Genomic DNA, 17,319 nt, shown 5'->3' with positions numbered 1-17,319 from the left:
AGAGATTCCCGAATTATTTTATAAGCTCGATTTTATCCATTTTATAGCAACGCGATCGCATACACTATAACCGAATGGCACTAAGAAAAGCGGAAATGCTTATCAATTAAGCAGTCTGTAATTGTTTGCGTAATTCGTGCCGGGGTTTGGTCAATCTGAGGTAAGCTTTAGGAGGGTATTCTTTCTGGTTCTCCATAGTGTCAGGTATGGCTTGCGGGGGGACAAAAAGGGCTAGGATACAGATAGAATAAGCCTCATAGCTCTTTCTCCTTGTTGATAATACTTACGCTTATTAGGAGCTAGTGTCATTAACTCAGCCACCAATTCATAAGAATTTTCCATGAAACCGACCCAGTTAGACCCCTTCGGGTTCGCAGTCGCCTGCGGAGGGAAACCCTCCCGCAGCGCTGTCTCACCATATAATCCAATATAAAAACTGCTATGACGGCGAATTGTTCGTTCAGATTCTTTAATTCTACCGACATATTTTTGAACACCCATGCGTTTAATCTTTTGTCCGGATATTGTTGCAGCCGTATATGCAAGTGAGATTAATAATATTAAGGAAATTAGCCTTTGTCCTGATACATTAGTATCTTCTAAGTTATAACCACCGCTTTTAAAATCTCTAAACATCTCTTCAATATCAAAACGCTGTTTATAAGCCTTAATAGCTGAATCTAAATTATCTAAATTAGTTAGGATAAACCAGCCCTCCTCCGGCGCAACTCCAAAACATTTCCGTTTCCATTTACCAGCAAGATTAAAACTAATAAATCCTGTAGTCCTTGTATATTTAACACCTTGATAAAAGAATGAAATACCAAGGGATAAACCTGAATTTTTTAATTGGAGCCAAATTTCTGGTTCTATTTCTAGAAAAGCATCTTTTTTTATACGTAAACAGAAGTAGACTTTCTGCTCTGTGAGCCAGTTAGTCAACTTTATCGAACAAAATTCCCGGTCTCCTAACACTACAGTTTTATAATTCTTAAAAATTGGTAATGCTTTTTTAAATACTGCTTCTTGTTCATCAAAATTACTTGAGCCTAACTTGTCTAATAACTCAAAATATATTGGAATAGACCTATACACCCAAACCACGCTAATCATTAATAAATTAATACGTCCCCAGTTAGTCTTGTCTATAACTACATAAACAACTTCAGTTAAAGCAAAATTTATTTCTAGCCAGCTTCTAACTGCTATATATAATGTATTACCCAACCGAAATACAGAATTCAGCAATCTTGAGCTTGGGGCATTCCGAAGAGGTACTGCGAAACTTAACCACCAACCACCCAAGACATCTCCCACCACAGTTAGTTGCGACTTCTATACAAATATTAAAATAAATGGATGATATTATTAATGCAGGGATTAACCTTCTTGCTAGGTCGATGCTCTTGGAGAAAGATGTTAAAAAAATAATTTTATTCGTGGTTGATACACTGCGGGCAGATACTTCCCATTTGCTGATGTATGGATATCATTTAGAGTAGTGTTAGTGCTAATCGGATAAACCTGTTATGAAAATTCTTTTAGTAGAAGATGAATATCGGATTGCAAAAGCACTTGCAGAAGTACTAATTGATCAAAATTATCTTGTTGATATTGCAAATGATGGTCAAGAGGGATTGGAATTTGCTAAAGCCTTTCCTTATGACTTAATAGTGTTAGATTTGATGTTACCAAAGCTGGATGGCATAACTTTGTGTCGGCAACTACGACTTGAGGGCTACTCTATACCTATTCTGTTGCTAACCGCAAAAGACACTAGTACCGATATTGTAATTGGGTTAGATGCCGGAGCAGATGATTATGTTGTCAAACCCTTTGATTTACAAGAACTAATGGCTCGCATTCGGGCTTTACTCAGGCGGATAATTACTATTTTACCTCCTGTATTTGAGTGGGAAAACTTGCGTTTAGATCCAAGTATTTATGAAGTTAAATATAATGGACAACTAGTACATCTGACTCCCAAAGAATATAGGATTTTGGAATTGTTTTTACGTCACAGCCATCAAGTATTTAATCGCAACGAGATTCTGGAACACCTTTGGTCTTTTGAAGAGCCACCAGGAGAAGAAACAATAAAAGTTCACATTCGAAGTTTAAGACAAAAATTAAAATCAGCTGGAGCTAGTGTTGATTTTATTGAGACAGTATATGGTTTAGGCTACCGACTAAAACAAACTTTTTAAATTGATGTTTCAGGCTTTAGGCAGGCGGCTTTTATTTTCATACTTAGGTGTAATGGTAACAATTTGGGGTACTTCTACTACATTTGTCTACCATTTTTTATCCTACAATCTCTACCAAAAAATAGATAGCGAAATCATAAATTTAGCAAATGCAGCTTCTCACAACTTAATAGCAGCACCAGTAGACAAAAAAGCAATTAATACTAGAATTCCTCGAGTTTTAGATAATGATAATGATGGAGATTTAGATATTCCTTGGCAAGATTTACGTGAAAATCATCAAGGAGTAGAATGGTTTGATGTTAATGGTCGGCTGTTAGCAAAAGCGGGAAACACTATTTCTCGGATGTCATTTACTGCTAATTTTAACGTCAGCCAATACCAAAAAATTCGTAGTATTACTATTCCTGTTTATCTGCATAGTTTAAGTGTGGGAAAAGAACTTGAAGGCTATGTGCGAGTTAGTGAATCTACAGAAGAACTAGAAGAAGAACTTGACAGACTTTTATGGGGATTTGAGTTAGGAGGGCTGATCGTAATAATTCTTAGTGCTTTTGGTGGTTGGTGGCTAACAAGACAATCTTTACAGCCTATTGAGCAAAATATTCAGCAATTAAAACAGTTTACTGCCGATGCTTCCCATGAGTTACGTAGTCCTTTAACAATAATTAAAACTTCTGTTGAAGTGATCATGAATTATCCAGAGCGAGTTCATCCAGCTAATGTGAATAAATTGGAAGCAATATCATCAGCAACTAATCAAATGACTCAATTAGTAGAAGATTTACTTTTATTAGCTCGAACTGATGCAGTAACGAGTCCTCAAGTGATTGAATGGATAAGTATTCCTTTAGATGAACTATTAGAGGATTTGGTGGATTTTTGGGAACCGCAAGCAGTCTCTAAGGAAATTACTCTGAAGTCAAAAATATCAAGCGAAGTTTTCATTAAAGGTGAAGCTATTCAACTAAAGCGATTATTTTCTAATCTGTTGCAAAATGCCTTGTATTATACCCCGAAAGGAGGAACCGTGATAGTTTCTCTGGTTCAACTTGAGCGGCTGGTAGCAATAAATGTTCAGGATACTGGTATTGGTATTGCTCCAGAACACCTTCCGTTAATTTTTAATCGCTTTTGGAGGGCAGATCAGGCTAGAAGCCAGCGAGAGGGAGGCTTAGGTTTGGGATTAGCTATTGCCGATGCGATCGCTAGAACTCATGGAGGAGATATTACTGTCACCAGTGAAGTCGGTGTTGGTAGCTGCTTTCAAGTACGTTTGCCATTAGCTTCTTAGTTTAATTGTTGGGGTTTTGCCGAGTCCTTTTACCAAATAAACCAGACATACTTAATCCTGTCACCAACAATCCCAGAAGTCCTAATCCGTTCAAAATTGGGTAGATTCCTTCAAGATGAAAGATTTCGCCTGTATGGATACTTAAGAAGAAGCTAGCTGGAACTCCTATACTCATAGACCACTCGCGAACAAATGTTGTTAACATCCCAGTCAGTACAGTTAACACAAGTGGCAGAGATATGATGATGCCAAGGATACGATGATACTTACGAAATGAACGTTTCATGGTAGTTCTCCAAAACAGTAGAAACTTTCTTCCAATTTAATGTAGGCTCGATATCACCTGAAATACAAATTAGATGAGAAAAATCGAGTCTTCTTTGGCAAGACTCGAAGTAAGCAATTGGTGTGAGGAGTTTTTATAGACTCTGTTCTTAAGGTAAAGCACAACAGGTAAAAAACTCGGAAAGAGAAAATATTAGTTCTTTCCGAGTTTTTTACCTTGATAGCTTTAATATTTGAATGACAGAAATATCACCTAATATTTTTGTTCATAGTGAGTGCGATATCTGAACACGAGTTATTTTCTAGATCACCGTTCTCAAAAGCCTTGAGAAGACACAGTGCTATTCGGTATTTGGGAAAAAAGTCTATTTCAGAGGCCTTTTAACCCTCTTCAACTGGATAGTTAGTTCTGCAAGGCTAGACTAGTCTACAAAAACGAGTTTTGATGAGGAGTTTATAATGAATCGTTTTAATCCAGCACTGATAGTTGCTTTAATCAGCCTGATGGCTTTGGTTGGATGCAACAATGGGGAACAACCTACTGCACAGACATCACCTGCTGGCAGTTCTATCTCCGAAACAGCAGCTAGTCCCACTCTAACAACCAGCGCTGAAACATCTGCTAGTCCCACTGGGACAACCAACACTCAAACAACTGCCACTCCCACTGCAACAACCGAATTTCAAGGTCTACAGGGTGTTGTTACCAATACTAAGGCGGCAGTTGAAGCAGGAAATTTTACCAAAGCTAAAGGGGAATTTGAGAAATTTGAGGATTTCTGGTCAAAGGTTGAGGATGGAGTCAAAGTTAAATCTCCCAATGCCTACAAAGAAATTGAAGATAAATCCGATGAGATCAAGGCAGGGCTTAAAGCCTCTGCACCAAATAAACAGAAAATGTTAACAGCCTTAGAGGTTCTTCAGAAGAATATCACGAGTGTTGCCAAGCCTTAAGAGCCAAATAACATAGACTGAGTATTTGTTGGCTAGCGTCCTAGTCCTGATTAATTATTTTGTCTAAGGAATAAAAATGTCAAAAGCTATCTGGAGTTTTCTTCGGCAGGCTCCATTAATTGTGCTTGTTGCCTCAGTTTTTGGTTATAGTAGACTGGCGATCGCATCTCCTGGAAATAACACTACATCAAAATCTGAAAGTAACCAAACCGAGCAATCTCTAGATTCTACTGATGCTGTAGCGCAAGTCACCTCCGTATCTCAATTATCAGATGTGCAGCCCACTGATTGGGCATTTCAAGCGTTGCAATCATTAGTAGAACGTTACGGCTGTATTGCTGGATATCCCAATGGTACATATCGCGGTAATCGAGCGATGACGCGATATGAATTTGCGGCGGGTTTGAATGCTTGTCTGGAACGCATCAATGAACTCATTGCTACCTCAACTAATAATTTGGTTAAGAAAGAAGATTTAGCCACATTACAAAAATTGCAAGAGGAATTTACCGCAGAACTGGCTACCTTACGCGGTCGAGTGGATGCGCTGGAATCACGCACTACCGAACTAGAAGCCAATCAGTTTTCTACCACAACCAAACTCAATGGTGAAGCTATTTTTGCAGTAGCAGGAATTGTGTCAGGAGATAATGCCAGGGGAGAAAAAATCAATCGAAATACTATTTTAGGCGATCGCATCCGCCTCAACTTTGATACCAGCTTTACAGGCAAAGATTTACTCAGAACTCGACTGCAAGCCACAAACCTAAATGCCTTTTCTGGAAACTCTACATTTACACCAGAAGGTGACTTACGGTTTGCTGGTGGAACTTTTGCTAATGACAACAAAAATGATGTTGGGGTAGACGCGCTGTTGTATCAGTTCCCTCTCACCAAGAAAACAAATGTCTTTGTTGAAGCAAATGCAGGTGCAGCCGATGATTTTACTAATACAGTAAACCCCTACTTAGATGGAGATGGTGGTAGCGGCGCTCTTTCTCATTTTGGGACTCGTAACCCTATTTACTATCTAGTTAATGGTACTGGTTTAGGAATCCAGCACCAGTTGAGCAAGAATCTGGAACTAAGTTTGGGGTATTTAGCTAATGATCCTGCTAATCCTCAAAATAAAAGTGGTTTATTCAACGGCCCTTATGGAGCCATAGCACAGTTAACGGTCAAACCTAGTGAGAAATTCACCCTTGGTTTGACTTACGCTAATTCTTACAACAATGATTTCACAGCCAATGGTAGTACAGGTAGTAACCGTGCTAACCTGCGTTCAGCTTTACTGAATAATCCCAATTTACCAAATGATTTAGCTCCATTTTCTGGTTCTGATCTACCAGTATCCAGTAATGCTTATGGTGCAGAAGCATCATTACAACTGAGTGATAAATTTGTCTTGGGTGGCTGGGCTGGCTACACTAACACTCGTATCCTGGCAAGTAATGGAAGTGGAATTAATCGGGGAACTCTTGATATCTGGAACTGGGCGGTTACTTTGGGATTCCCCGACCTTGGTAAAAAAGGGAACCTAGCAGGTATCGTAGTTGGCATGGAACCTTATGTGACAAATTCAAGTGTCGCTCAAATCGGCAAAGACAAGAATAATTCATATCATCTAGAAGCTTTCTACCAGTACAAAGTGAGCGACAATATTACCGTTACCCCCGGAATTATTTGGTTGACTTCGCCCGATAACAACAGTAATAACAATGATGCTGTCATTGGTGCATTGAGAACTACTTTTACTTTCTAAAGGTAAAGCACAGTCGGTAAAAAACTCTGAAAAAGAAGATACTAGTTCTTTTCGAGTTTTTTACCTTGATAGCCTTTATCAGCTATAACTTTGAGTAATTCTCGCCGAAACAGAACTAATACTTACATTACAACAATCCGAGTTATGGTCACAAATGTGCTTTCGAGAATTTCGGGAGAAACAGCTTTTACAATTGGCTGGAGACGCTGCACTTTATATCAGTCGTTTTCTCGGTGCTAATGTTGTTAAGCTATTAAAGTCAGATGCTTATTCTGGGCTTAACAACTTTCAACCAAATGACCGTCTACATTTAGTTACTCATAGTTGGGGTACTATTATTTTATTCGATATTTTATTTGCTGCTCGTTGGGATGCACCAGATATCCCAGGGCATCAAGATGTCACGCAAATCCGTGACATCATCTTTGGAATATCGGGTATAGAAGATCAATTGCATGGTATTGAACTTGCTAGTATTCATACAATGGGTTCTCCAATTGGAATCTTTAGCCTAATTGATGTGAAGCAAGGTAAAGATGAAAGCCAAATGAAAGCCAAACATCACCTAGGCTCCTAAAAATCCAGCGCTCAAGGAGCTAAACCATATTAATAGCGAAAAATCCAGAGTATTCAAGGTTTATTCTCCACTATTTGGTTTTATGGGTAAAAACACCAATTAGTTTCACACTAGTTAGTTTGTTTTAGTTTATACTTTGAAAAAAACTGTCAAGATGATAAATTGTTTATAATCTATTCCACTAAATTTTTATCAAATTTATAAAACAGATATTTAACCAGCTAAACTACTGTAAAACCAGCTAAATATAGTAGTTTTATAAACTCACATTTATGCCATAACTTGGTCATAACTCTGTCATAACTATGTCACGGATAGCTGCTATCTTGTGGATGTTTTCTTAACAGATATTCTCTACATTTGATCGAATATGCTCTTTTTTATAGTCTTAACCCTCTTTTATCACTTTCGGAGGAGAATAATTTGGAATGCTTATAGCATAAGACTTTTACCAAAGAACCATGATTTCAGCCATTGTGTTAGAAAATAAACGCTCAAATGCCCGTTCTATCTAAAGTTCAAAATTTGGCTTTGATTTTTCTTTTCCCAGAGTGACAAAATAGGGTTAAGTACAGTTTGTAGTAAAGCTGGTGAAGTAAATACAAGTAAGAGTTATTGACTGTTAGCATCTTATTGATGAGGCTGATTCATAACATAAGAATTAACAAGTCGAATTATAAGATGGAATAATTTAGCATAGCAAATAACGTAATTCTATATTAGAGAGGAGTAAATTATGCTTGAGTTATTAGGTTCAGGCTTAGTAACGCTGTGGCTAGAAAAAGCTGGAATCCAAATCAATTATTTAGATGCTTTAGATGCACTAGCTTGGCAAATTAGTCCTAGCTTGGTTCTTGCCTCAGATCCGAATCCATCTGGAAACACTACAGTGCAAGAATATCTCAAGGAGCTAATCACATCAAAACTGATAGCACAGAATTTGAAAGAAAACCAAGGAATTTGGATACAGTCAGGGCCAATGCTTATGGCTAATCACCAAGGTACAACACCTCTGCCAGCTGCCTCTTTAACCAAAATTGCTACCTCATTAGTTGCTTTCAAAACCTGGGGGCCAGACCACCAATTTGAGACTTTGGTAAGTGCCACTGGGCCGGTAGTAAATGGGGTATTGGAAGGTGATTTAGTCATAGCTGGTGGTGGAGATCCGATGTTTGTTTGGCAGGAAGGAATAGCTTTAGGAAATACTCTCAATCAAATAGGCATCAAACAAGTAAAAGGAAATTTGGTAATTACTGGTAACTTCGCCATGAATTTCCAGCGTTATCCATTCTTGGCAGGTCAAATGCTCAAACAAGCACTAAATTATGCCATATGGAACCGCTCTGTTCTTTTCCAATATTCAACTATGCCCAAGGGAACGCCAAAGCCACAAGTCAAAATTACGGGTACTGTTAAAGTAAATTTACAATCCACTCCTCAACAAAATTTGTTAGTGCGTCATCGGTCTTTGCCTTTACAACAACTGATCAAAGAGATGAACGTTTTTAGTAACAATGATATGGCAGAGATGCTAGCAGAATCAGTGGGAGGTTTTAGTGTAGTCCAATCAACAGCCGCTAATATGGCTGGAGTACCACAGTCCGAAATTCAATTAATCAATGGTTCTGGACTAGGCCCAGAAAATCGCATTTCCCCTAGAGCAATTTGTGCAATGTTCATGGCGCTAGAGCGGGAAGCAGTAGCTCATCAGATGAATTTGGCTGATTTATTTCTCACTTCCGGGTTGGATCATCGAGGGACAATTCATCGCAGACATATTCCTGTTGCGACTGTAATTAAAACTGGGACATTGCATGATGTCAGTAGTTTAGCTGGTGTGATGCCTACACGCGATCGCGGTTTGGTCTGGTTTGCAATCCTAAACCGTGGCACAAACCCAGCAGGTTTCCGTTCTGAGCAAGATAAACTGTTGCAAAATTTGATGAAGCAGTTGCAACTACCTCAAGTAGTTCCTACTATCCTAACTCCCCACTTAGCGATGAACTCTTTACCTCAAATCGGTGTAGACAGTCGTAATGAAATTTTATTCAGAAACTAGCCTTTTCAAAAACTAAAGCTGGAGTATGAGTGTGAACTAACCTTTCAAGGTATAATCTACAAATCAATATCAAGAATATAGGCGCTTTTAATACTAAGTACAAAGTAAAAATAATTGATTATTAATTTTGAATACGGTAGATAAATTTATATCGAATTCTTATAAAAGTGTCATAGCTTATTCATAACAATGACAAATTTTTATCAAATATTTTTTCTATCCTAGAGAAAGCAAATGTTTTAATCTTTTGTCGCAAATCAAGAATTTTCAAAGCTAGAGATGCTAATATAAAGTGGAAGACTAATTCGCCACTCTTTTGAAAAAAGGTGTGCCTTTTTCTGTTTCATGCAACAAAGCCTTCTAAAATTGGAAAGTCAATTTTGGAACCTCAATCAACTGATTTTTCAACCAGAACAAGTAGGCAGCTTTGACCAAGGAGTATCAGGAACAACAGTTGAGGCAAAGCTAGTGAGAATCACTTCACCATTAGACCCGTAAACCCATCCAGTAGCTTCAAGAAATGGCGCAGGTACAGCTATTTCATGCTTATTAGTATTAGCTGTATTTTCTTGGTACTTTGAGATACTTGCGCTTGTAACAGTTGGAATCTGATAAGTCTGATAGGATGCAACTGCGGGGTCATCTGGCATCACTGGCGAGCCTCCGTTTCCCGTGATGATGAATTTTCCTTCTGGTCGTTTACTTCGTGCAATGCAACTATTAGCAATCAACTGTGAAGTATCTATGATGTTTGTGGGCAGGGCAGTTAGACCTTGGCTTGGATTAACATCAGGCGTATTGATCTGCACTGCACCATTAAACTCATAACCACGAGCAGAAGTAGCTGTAATGTCACTTAATGGCGTGGGGCTGTCACGAAACTCTGTGCCAAAGATGCCCGAAGCATTCACAATTATTTGACCACCAAAGCTATCAAGAGCATTGGCACTAATGTCACTATTTTCTTGGGGAACAGCGACTAGGTTGTTGGTATTAATCGTGATGTTACCACCAGTGGCTGCACTAGTCGCGTTGGTAGTAATGCTGCTACCTCGGCGTAGGAGTAACAAATCGCGCGCTCGCAGGTCAATGTTTCCTCCACTACCAGAGGTATCAGCGCTGATTTTTCCTTCGTTGTCGAGACGGATAGAGTCGGCTGAGACTATCAACGAGCCTGCAATCCCTAAGCCTTCACTGCTGACAGTAACTTGCGCTCCATCCCGGACAGTTAATTGCCCAGTATTAATCGTCAAGTTACCCCCTTGATTTGTCGAAGTGCTTAATGTATTGGCAAATAAACCACTGCTAAAATCTACACTATCTAATACATCGGTACCAAATTGAGCGATTCGAGTCAAATAAGTGGGATCGCTACCCGAAAGCATGACGTTTTGGGTCACATTTAAGGTGATGTCTCCGGCTTTGCCAGTATTAGTGGTAGTCGTGAGAACTTGTCCGCCACTTAGCGCCTCTATTGTATTAGCATTAACAGTAATATCACCTCCATTTCCTTGTCCGCGAGTTCTGGCACTTACTACAGCATTATTACTTAAAACAAGTGACTCGGTAGTAATGTTTAAGTTTCCCCCGTTGCCCACGCCTGTAATTGCCACAATGCTAAATATCCCACTAGAATGACCCTTGCCATCTATTCCATTAAAGGCAACCGTATCGCGGGCATCGATATTCACATTACCTGCTTTCCCCTGTCCAGAGGTGCCGGCACTTAGGAAAGCTCCATTGGTAAGAAAGAGCGAGCCGGTGGTAAGGTTAATATTGCCTCCGTCACCTTTACCTGTCCTGTACACACTGCTGAATGCCGCACTTTCTCCATCAAAGATAACTGTGTCGCGAGCATTTATATTTATATTGCCTGCCTTCCCTTTTCCAGAAGTATTGGCATTGAGTACAGCACCATTAGTGACATTAAGTGACCCAGTAGCGATATTGAGATTGCCCCCATTGCCTACGCCTAGCAATCCCAGAGCAGTAAATGCCCCACTAGAATATTCATGGCTATTTACTCCATCAAAGGTAACCGTATCGCGGGCATTTATATTTAAGTTACCCGCTTTCCCCTCTCCAACGGAGATGGCATACAGCAAAGCACCATTAGTAACATTAAGTGACCCAGTAACGATATTGAGATCGCCCCCGTTCCCCATGCTTCCATCTAACACTGAATTAGAGATCATGCCTACGTCCAAGTTTGTTGCCTCTGTCACATTAATTGCAATATCGCCCGCCTTTGAGCCAACAGAACCCAACCCTCGCGCTATTCCTGCTCTTAGCCAAGTATCTGCTCCTGAAATATTCAAGTTCCGGGCATTGATAACAATGCTCCCACCACCACCTGCCCTTACATTCACTTGACCCTTGTTTGTAAGTGATAAGTCAGCTCTTGCCAACCCTTCAGGAACATTCAACTGCAACTTCTGCCCTAGCTGAATCAGTTCTACCACTCCTGAATCCTTCACTGCTGCCAACTCTACTCGTCCTCCAGGTGCTTGTAACTTTCCCCCCTCGATAGTTATATTGCCGCCTACCAAAGCTAGAGTTCTGCCCGGTTGAATCTGAAGACCTGCACTCGGCAGGTTAACGGATGAGTTACTAATTAGCCTGATGGTGTAGTCTCCACTATCAGTACCCTTATTATCCCAACCACTTAAAGGCAACTTAGCACCAGAACCAATTGGATTACCATAACCATAGTTTTCATCAAAGATTAAACCATCGTCGCTGGTTGGCTTGTTCCCGCTGCTAGTGATGCCTAAGTAATAAGTTCCCGCTGTAGTCGGCGTAAAGGGTTGCACAAATGGTACAGTTGATTGTATAAATTCCACAGAATCATCATTGGAATAAAGACCCCTACCACTGCTATCAAATAAGAACAAACGGGTGTCCACGACAGTCTCATCTTCAGTTGTTGCTTGGAAGGATTGACCCGCAGGCAGAAAAATTTGGTACAAATCCACATCGCTGCTATCAGAAAGCCTCCCAGAAATCGTACTAGGAGATGTCCCGGAGGTGTTTACTATCTGTGCCGTATTTGGCAGTTGCCCTGCATCCCCACTCTCACTCTTCGGGTTGACAGGAGAAGCTCTACTTGATCTAACGACGATATTGCCTTCCCTGCCGTTAAATTGCAAACCAATCGGGACGCTGACGGTCAGCAACGGAGTAGTGGAGGTATCAGGTTTAGTATTAAAAACCGTACCATTGGCAAATAATATACTACTAGCTGTAGTCGCTAAAAACGAACCACCAATATCTAAGCGAGCATTCGTCCCAAAAATAATACCATTGGGATTGAGGAAAAACAGATTCGCACCTCCCACCACTCGAATCAACCCATCAATATTAGATATTGAGTTTCCTGTAACGCGAGTGAAAATGTTCTCAATTGACGTAGCATTGTTAAAAAACGCTTTTCCACCTGTAGGCACTCCAAACTCGCTGAAGCTGTGAAACAGGTTGCTACCCCGAACTGTTCCCCCTTCAATTGTGCAAGCCGTGCAGCCTGGCGTGACGCTGGAATTTATCGGCAGTGTATTATCGGGAACAATTTGAGCGTTCACAGGGCTACTTGTTACAAAAGTTGCACTTGCATAGCATCCTGTAAGAATTATCGCTCCAAAACTAAATAGCAGCGAATTCCAGCGTTGATAATACTCTGATTTTACTTTCACAACAATCTCAACTTTTAGCACCCAGTAGTCATAGTACCTCTTTTCTACTTTCACTAGAGAATAATTGAAAAACCCTATTCTTACATTCTTTTACATATAAATTACAAATAGTAAAATGGGCGTGCAATCGTCGTGTTGGTTGAATAATCCACTGCCTTTCCGATTTTGGCAAACTAAATTCCTCAAATCGCAACACACAACTAGCTATTTATTCGTACCCTAGTATCTAAGCAAAACTTTTACTGAGATGCCGGGTTAGTTTTTAATTACAAGAACTTAGACCTGCTGTAGTTTCAGCAGCTATGAAAAATTTAAAAATTATGTCAACTATCATGCAAAAATTTTTAGTCGTTGACGACCATGAAGCAATTCTTCAAGGCACAATTCCAGCACTCAAAGACAAATACCCAGAAGTAGAAATCCTCGCGGCTCAGGATGCCCAAACTGCATATCAGCAATTTGAACGCCACCACCCAGACTTGCTAATTGTTGATTTATGTCTGCCAGAAAAGCCTCAAGCCCCAGCTCAGGTTGAGGTTGGGATGCAACTGATCAAAACTTTGATGTCCAGCACTCTTGCCCCTAATTTAGTGGTGCTGAGTACCAATGTTAAACCTTTGGTGCGCCTCAAACCGATGATTAATGCCTATGAAGGTGGCTTTGCGGCTATGGATAAGTCTTTGCCTATCCGCGAAATGTTAAAGTTCATTGACTTGGCGTTGCGCGGCTCTATTTATTTATCTTCAGAACTGCGATCGCGCCCAGAATTTGACCGAAAATGGCTAGAGGTGCTGACGCTAAAATATCAAGAAGGCTTGACAGATAAAGCGATCGCCCAAAAAATGAACCTGAGCGATCGCACTGTACGAAACTACTGGATTAGACTGCAAGATGCTTTGGGTGTGTATGACGAACCTGGTAAAGAATTGAGAATTCAAATTGAAATTGCAGCTAGAAAAATCGGATTAATCAACTGATGAAAATCGCACTTTCAACTCAAAGCAATTTATGGAAAAAAGTTCATAAAGAACTGAAACTCTGGCGAGAAGTAGTGCTGCCAGGACTCTCTGTGGTAGGAATTATCATGCTTGTGCGCTCAACAGGATTATTGCAATCGCAAGAGTGGCTGGCTTTCGATCAATTGCTCCGGCTACGACCTAATGAAGCTGTCGATTCGCGGGTAGTAATTGTGGGTATTGATGAAGACGATATTAACTATGTAGGCAGGTTTCCCATCCCAGATAAAGAAATCGCCCAAATGTTGAGCATCTTAAATAGCTACAAACCCAAAGTCATCGGTCTCGACCTTTTTAGAGATAAAAGGAACTCGGCTGATGCAGAGCTTGTACCTGTTTGGAGAGAGAATCCAAATCTCATCGGAGTTGAAGTAGCATTAAACCAAAAACAATCTTTTAATGTTAAACCACCACCTGAGTTACCTGCCCAACGAGTCGGCTTTGCAGACTTAATTGTAGATCCGGACGGGAAGTTGCGACGTGGCTTAATTGCAAGTAAAACTTACACCGGAGAACTGAAATACTCTCTACCTCTGCGTTTAGCACAATTCTATTTACGTGAGCAAGGAATCAAGTTTGCTCATGGTAGTCGCTCTTTTGACCCCATTAAGTTCGGTTCAAGTCGGCTAGTCCGATTTCTCCCCGATTCTGGCGGATATGTGGGAACTGATGCCAATGGCTTTCAAATGCTACTCAACTTTCGCTCTCATCCCCAACCTTTTCGCACCATATCTCTCAGAGATGTCCTCAATAAAAAAATTGATCCTAGTTGGATTCGCGATCGCGTCGTGATTGTTGGCATGACTGCCCCCAGCGTTAAAGATAACTTTATCATCTCCGCAGTTAAAAATACACTTTACACCACGGCTTTAGGAGTTGAAAACTCTGCTAATCAATACCAATGGATTTATGGTGTAGAAGTTCATGCTCATGCTACGAGCCAAATCATTAGTCATGTTTTAGACAGACGACCACTGCTAAAAGTCTGGTCAGAAATTTGGGAGTATTTATGGATTTTAGCTTGGGGTTTACTCGGCATAATTCTGGGTTTAATCCTGCAATCTCCGGCAAAGACATTGTTGAGTCTTGGTGTAACTAGTACCGGACTTGTTGGGATTTGTTATATTTGCCTAGTTCTGGGTTGGTGGATTCCTTTAGTACCAACCTTGTTAGCTCTTACAAGTGCAGGACTGACAACATTTTTTTTTGACAGAGATTTAAGAACACTACTTGAACAGCGCAGTTTAACTCTGAAGCGCTCTTTTGAAGCAATCCATAATGGGCCTTTACAAAGCTTGGCTGTGATGTTGAGGAGCTTTGGCGAAAAAGAGATAGAGTCTGAAAACTTGCGAGCGCAGCTTGAACAACTAAATCGAGAATTACGCGCTATTCCTGAATATCTCACTCAAGAAATGCTCAGTCGTAATGATAGTGTTTATTTAGAGGGAAATGAAGTACTCGATTTGCAAACTCCCATTGCTGAGATGCTTTATTATGTTTACGACATTACCTTAAGAAGAAACTTTCAAGGATTTACGACCATCCAAAGTTTTATTCCTCCTAATTTTGAACCATTAGATGAGTGCAACCTAAATGCAAATCAAAAGCGAAGCTTGTACATTTTTTTGCAAGAAGCTTTATGTAATGTCGGTAAACATTCCCAAGGAGCTACTCGTCTTGATGTTGTTTGTACGCGCTCATCGAGGGAGTATTGCCTGCAAGTAATTGATAATGGGTTTGTGAGTATATCTAAAAACTATCAACGTCATGGGCAAGGAACAGAACAAGCTCAAGATTTAGCCCGACAATTGAGAGGTAGATTTCGACGATATCCTCACTCTCCACAAGGTACTGTCTGCGAATTGGCTTGGCCCATAGCAAGTAATTGGTGGCAGCAATTTTTATATTTAGGTAATTGGAACTTTTTAGTGAAACAAAATATTAAATCAATAAGTATTAAGAAGTAAAAGTAAAAAGATAATCTCCACTTTTGCTACCGCTATAAATGCAATCCTATTTAGAAAAACTACTTTCCACCTCGGGAATATACATCTAAGTCTTGTAATCAAATAAAGCTGGGTATGCTTACTTCAGGAATTGCAAGACCAGTTGGTTAAACTTTTCTGGGTTTTCAATGAACATGAAATGTCCTCCGCCTTCAGCTTCTTCAAAGATTTCCAATTCTGAGTTAAGAATGCTTTTATTCATCCAGACTTGCGATTTCCAAGGAATAATACTTTTTCTGCCACCAATAATTAGAGTTGGTTTACGAATCCTGGCAATTTGATCTCGCCAATCTGTATGAAATTGGTTGTATAGCGAATGGCACTAAGTTAAGCGTAAACCCCTTATATAACTGGCTTTTGGGTGTGGGGTGTGGGGTGTGGGGTTGCAGGTTTGGGAAATCAAGAAAATGTTGAACTCCTTGACGCAACTAAAGTTTAATTGTCTTAAACACCACACCCTACACCCTGCCCCCAACACCCTGCCAAGCGCGAGATTTCACGTTTTCTTAGTGACATTCGGTTGTATAGCAACGTTGCAGCAAGCGATCGCGGAAACTCAAGATTGCACTCTACCATCCACTCAAATTGTTCTTTTGGCATGGCATTCGTCACCATCGCAGCTAGGGTGTGGGCGAGAGGTATATAGCGGAGATTCGGTTTGAGGATCGTCAAAAGGACAAATTTTTTCAAACACCAGATTTTGACTGTCTGAAGACCAAACCCCATTAAACTGAGGTGAGATTGGCGAACACTTGTTATCAGAGAACAGCTTGGTTAACCCAGACCCATCAGCATTTACAGCATAAACAACATAGGCTCCATTGGCACTCAGTTGAACAAACGCAAGTCGCTGTCCATTGGGAGACCATACTGGCTGGGTGATATTACCTTCAGCAGCGATAATCGTAAAAATTTCCAATTTCTCAAATACTAGACTGAATACATGTTGCTCAAGGCTTACTAAAGCGATGTTGTCAACTGTGGCAGTGTGTCGGCTGGTAATGAGTTTGCCAATTGAGTGATTAAAGTAACTTCTCCCTGTGCATTCCTATTCACCAAGTAATTAATTCCTCGATAGCTCAATTTATAAGTTGTTGGTGGTAAAGGAATTTCCGCAGATTTGGCATTGGGATCAACAGGATAAGTAACCCCTCGGTAAATCAGATTATAAGCTGACCCAACACTAGGTGATGGTTGAAAAGGCTTTTCTGTTGTTCTATTTGCAATTTTCGAGGAGTCTAATTCGTAGCCCAAACCGCGATAGTAAAGTTTCATATATTTGCCTCGTGAATCGTTAATAAATCCATGCAACACCAGCATATTAGCTGTTCGCTTTTGTTGCATAATCTCAGAATAGATAGATTTAATCAGAAATACATCGTTAAATCAGGAAACTAGTTTTCCAATTTTGGAAATTTACTGAGGCTTATCTGCAAACTGTTTTTTGAAAAAAGGTCAACTAGTAGTTCC

At 40.1% G+C, this 17,319-nt stretch carries 14 protein-coding genes and 1 pseudogene; 8 read left to right on the top strand and 7 right to left on the bottom strand.

Annotated features, from left to right (window positions below):
• Positions 1–231: 231 nt before the first annotated feature.
• Positions 232–1,203, bottom strand: a pseudogene (locus WKK05_RS11815) (IS4 family transposase); the annotation flags it as partial.
• A gap of 326 nt (positions 1,204–1,529) precedes the next feature.
• On the opposite strand from WKK05_RS11815, the gene WKK05_RS11810 reads away from it, so the two are divergent.
• Together WKK05_RS11810 and WKK05_RS11805 are read left to right on the top strand one after the other, a co-directional pair.
• The gene (locus WKK05_RS11810; protein WP_341529906.1) at positions 1,530–2,207 is read left to right on the top strand and encodes a response regulator transcription factor; all 678 of its coding nucleotides are present in this window, start codon (positions 1,530–1,532) and stop codon (positions 2,205–2,207) included.
• 4 nt (positions 2,208–2,211) lie between these two features.
• Positions 2,212–3,501 carry a HAMP domain-containing sensor histidine kinase gene (locus WKK05_RS11805; protein ID WP_341529905.1) on the top strand — a complete coding sequence of 430 codons (1,290 nt, stop codon included), beginning with the start codon at positions 2,212–2,214 and terminating at the stop codon, positions 3,499–3,501.
• Position 3,502: 1 nt separating this feature from the next.
• Here WKK05_RS11805 and WKK05_RS11800 read toward each other — a convergent pair whose 3' ends face one another.
• On the bottom strand, positions 3,503–3,787 hold the full coding sequence (locus WKK05_RS11800) for a peptidase (RefSeq protein ID WP_341529904.1): 285 nt from the start codon (positions 3,785–3,787) through the stop codon (positions 3,503–3,505).
• A 458-nt stretch (positions 3,788–4,245) separates the two neighbouring features.
• On the opposite strand from WKK05_RS11800, the gene WKK05_RS11795 reads away from it, so the two are divergent.
• From WKK05_RS11795 to WKK05_RS11780, 4 genes are all read left to right on the top strand, one after another.
• Positions 4,246–4,740 (top strand): DUF4363 domain-containing protein, encoded by a 495-nt coding sequence (locus WKK05_RS11795; RefSeq protein WP_341529903.1) that lies wholly within the window; start codon positions 4,246–4,248, stop codon positions 4,738–4,740.
• 76 nt (positions 4,741–4,816) lie between these two features.
• Complete coding sequence (locus WKK05_RS11790; protein WP_341529902.1) at positions 4,817–6,502, top strand: iron uptake porin; 1,686 nt, start codon at positions 4,817–4,819, stop codon at positions 6,500–6,502.
• 154 nt (positions 6,503–6,656) lie between these two features.
• Positions 6,657–7,079 (top strand): hypothetical protein, encoded by a 423-nt coding sequence (locus WKK05_RS11785; protein WP_341529901.1) that lies wholly within the window; start codon positions 6,657–6,659, stop codon positions 7,077–7,079.
• A 736-nt stretch (positions 7,080–7,815) separates the two neighbouring features.
• On the top strand, positions 7,816–9,138 hold the full coding sequence (locus tag WKK05_RS11780; RefSeq protein ID WP_341529900.1) for a D-alanyl-D-alanine carboxypeptidase: 1,323 nt from the start codon (positions 7,816–7,818) through the stop codon (positions 9,136–9,138).
• A gap of 404 nt (positions 9,139–9,542) precedes the next feature.
• Here WKK05_RS11780 and WKK05_RS11775 read toward each other — a convergent pair whose 3' ends face one another.
• Complete coding sequence (locus WKK05_RS11775) at positions 9,543–12,827, bottom strand: filamentous hemagglutinin N-terminal domain-containing protein (RefSeq protein WP_341529899.1); 3,285 nt, start codon at positions 12,825–12,827, stop codon at positions 9,543–9,545.
• Positions 12,828–13,147: 320 nt separating this feature from the next.
• On the opposite strand from WKK05_RS11775, the gene WKK05_RS11770 reads away from it, so the two are divergent.
• Both WKK05_RS11770 and WKK05_RS11765 read left to right on the top strand, forming a co-directional pair.
• On the top strand, positions 13,148–13,804 hold the full coding sequence (locus WKK05_RS11770; RefSeq protein WP_341529898.1) for a response regulator transcription factor: 657 nt from the start codon (positions 13,148–13,150) through the stop codon (positions 13,802–13,804).
• A complete protein-coding gene (locus WKK05_RS11765) occupies positions 13,804–15,810 on the top strand; it encodes a CHASE2 domain-containing protein (RefSeq protein ID WP_341529897.1) in 2,007 nt (668 codons plus the stop codon). The genes WKK05_RS11770 and WKK05_RS11765 overlap by 1 nt, the downstream gene beginning before the upstream one ends.
• Before the next feature lie 118 nt (positions 15,811–15,928).
• Here WKK05_RS11765 and WKK05_RS11760 read toward each other — a convergent pair whose 3' ends face one another.
• The 4 genes from WKK05_RS11760 to WKK05_RS11745 all read right to left on the bottom strand — a co-directional run bounded on the left by WKK05_RS11760 (position 15,929) and on the right by WKK05_RS11745 (position 17,193).
• A complete protein-coding gene (locus WKK05_RS11760; protein ID WP_341529896.1) occupies positions 15,929–16,051 on the bottom strand; it encodes an alpha/beta hydrolase in 123 nt (40 codons plus the stop codon).
• A 242-nt stretch (positions 16,052–16,293) separates the two neighbouring features.
• Positions 16,294–16,449, bottom strand: coding sequence for a hypothetical protein (locus WKK05_RS11755; protein ID WP_341529895.1), 156 nt, complete (start codon positions 16,447–16,449; stop codon positions 16,294–16,296).
• On the bottom strand, positions 16,430–16,768 hold the full coding sequence (locus WKK05_RS11750; RefSeq protein WP_341529894.1) for a hypothetical protein: 339 nt from the start codon (positions 16,766–16,768) through the stop codon (positions 16,430–16,432). The genes WKK05_RS11755 and WKK05_RS11750 overlap by 20 nt, the downstream gene beginning before the upstream one ends.
• Positions 16,769–16,809: 41 nt before the next feature.
• Entirely contained in the window at positions 16,810–17,193 is a 384-nt protein-coding gene (locus WKK05_RS11745; protein ID WP_341529893.1) for a DUF4278 domain-containing protein, read from the bottom strand.
• Between the last annotated feature and the right edge of the window lie 126 nt (positions 17,194–17,319).

It is taken from the genome of Nostoc sp. UHCC 0302 (assembly GCF_038096175.1).
Taxonomy (GTDB): domain Bacteria; phylum Cyanobacteriota; class Cyanobacteriia; order Cyanobacteriales; family Nostocaceae; genus UHCC-0302.
The sequence above is the reverse complement of the archived record's forward strand: the minus strand, read 5'-3'. Positions and strand labels throughout refer to the sequence as shown.

What these genes read in the sequence shown, in the direction of transcription:
- WKK05_RS11810 (WP_341529906.1), top strand. Translation starts at nt 1,530, where the DNA reads ATGAAAATTCTTTTAGTAGAAGATGAATATCGGATTGCAAAAGCACTT.
- WKK05_RS11805 (WP_341529905.1), top strand. Translation starts at nt 2,212, where the DNA reads ATGTTTCAGGCTTTAGGCAGGCGGCTTTTATTTTCATACTTAGGTGTA.
- WKK05_RS11800 (WP_341529904.1), bottom strand. Translation starts at nt 3,787, where the DNA reads ATGAAACGTTCATTTCGTAAGTATCATCGTATCCTTGGCATCATCATA.
- WKK05_RS11795 (WP_341529903.1), top strand. Translation starts at nt 4,246, where the DNA reads ATGAATCGTTTTAATCCAGCACTGATAGTTGCTTTAATCAGCCTGATG.
- WKK05_RS11790 (WP_341529902.1), top strand. Translation starts at nt 4,817, where the DNA reads ATGTCAAAAGCTATCTGGAGTTTTCTTCGGCAGGCTCCATTAATTGTG.
- WKK05_RS11785 (WP_341529901.1), top strand. Translation starts at nt 6,657, where the DNA reads ATGTGCTTTCGAGAATTTCGGGAGAAACAGCTTTTACAATTGGCTGGA.
- WKK05_RS11780 (WP_341529900.1), top strand. Translation starts at nt 7,816, where the DNA reads ATGCTTGAGTTATTAGGTTCAGGCTTAGTAACGCTGTGGCTAGAAAAA.
- WKK05_RS11770 (WP_341529898.1), top strand. Translation starts at nt 13,148, where the DNA reads ATGTCAACTATCATGCAAAAATTTTTAGTCGTTGACGACCATGAAGCA.
- WKK05_RS11765 (WP_341529897.1), top strand. Translation starts at nt 13,804, where the DNA reads ATGAAAATCGCACTTTCAACTCAAAGCAATTTATGGAAAAAAGTTCAT.
- WKK05_RS11760 (WP_341529896.1), bottom strand. Translation starts at nt 16,051, where the DNA reads ATGAATAAAAGCATTCTTAACTCAGAATTGGAAATCTTTGAAGAAGCT.
- WKK05_RS11755 (WP_341529895.1), bottom strand. Translation starts at nt 16,449, where the DNA reads ATGCCAAAAGAACAATTTGAGTGGATGGTAGAGTGCAATCTTGAGTTT.
- WKK05_RS11745 (WP_341529893.1), bottom strand. Translation starts at nt 17,193, where the DNA reads ATGCAACAAAAGCGAACAGCTAATATGCTGGTGTTGCATGGATTTATT.